Annotated in this window: 3 protein-coding genes; all 3 read left to right on the forward strand. The window is 50.2% G+C overall.

All coding sequences use genetic code 11. From position 1 onward, the window contains the following. Positions 1-204 (forward strand): xanthine dehydrogenase family protein subunit M (locus J4G02_09780; GenBank protein ID MCE2394861.1); only part of this gene is annotated, 204 nt, incomplete at its 5' end. 127 nt (positions 205-331) lie between these two features. Next, a complete protein-coding gene (locus J4G02_09785; GenBank protein MCE2394862.1) occupies positions 332-526 on the forward strand; it encodes a hypothetical protein in 195 nt (64 codons plus the stop codon). Between the two features lie 160 nt (positions 527-686). Further along, positions 687-868 (forward strand): hypothetical protein (locus J4G02_09790; GenBank protein ID MCE2394863.1); only part of this gene is annotated, 182 nt, incomplete at its 3' end.

The following is an 868-nucleotide window of genomic DNA, read 5'->3' on the forward strand; positions in this document are numbered from 1 at the left end:
AACGTCGTCCTCGGTGGCGTCGCTCCTATCCCTTGGCGTTCCAAGGAAGCCGAAGCAGCGTTGAACGGCAAACGCATCACTGATGCGGTGGCAAAACAGGCGGGCGAGGCAGCGGTGGCGAACGCAGAGCCGATGACTGACAACGGTTATAAGGTCCCATTAACTCAGAACATCGTCAGCCGCGCCGCAATGGACCTCGCTTAAACACGGCTGCATCAATTTTTGCGAAGAGAAACCGAGTTTTTTCTTGAAAACTCGGTTTCTTTGCACGATTTCTTAACATGAACCATTTTGGAAAATCTGCCTACATACCATCATAAGGAGAACGAACATGCAATTAGAAAAAGGATCGTCCCTCTTGAATAAACCGATATGTCAAAACCTGTGTACCAAGGCACTCTACACCCACGGCGGGAACCTGCAAAATCTTGTCGAGACCAATCCGTTCTCAAACTACTGGTGCAACTGCACGATGACGGTGGTTGGTTTCCCCAGAGAACTGCAATCGGTCTCGTGCCTGTTTTGAGCCGATTGGGGGCACACCTATTACATAGTTGGATCAGACCCCCTAAAAGAGAACTAGCTAAGGGGAAGTAAAAAGAAATTGAACAGTAGGGGCACCCCTTGTGGGTGCCCTCTTTTTGTAGAGATAAAACTCAGCTAACAGGCATCACTGGAGGTACAGCTTGAGCACAATTGACGCTATGATTGCGGAAACGTTAGCAGGCAGCATTGGAAAGGCGCAAAAGTTGCCGAACATGGGGACACCGCACGTTGTGTACAAAACGGTGGCAGTGGACGGTCTTATTCTGACCCTGCAACCGTCCTGCCAGTCAAGGCGAACGGGTAAGCCGATACCGGGTATCAA

It is taken from the genome of Candidatus Poribacteria bacterium (genome assembly GCA_021295755.1).
Taxonomy (GTDB): domain Bacteria; phylum Poribacteria; class WGA-4E; order WGA-4E; family PCPOR2b; genus PCPOR2b.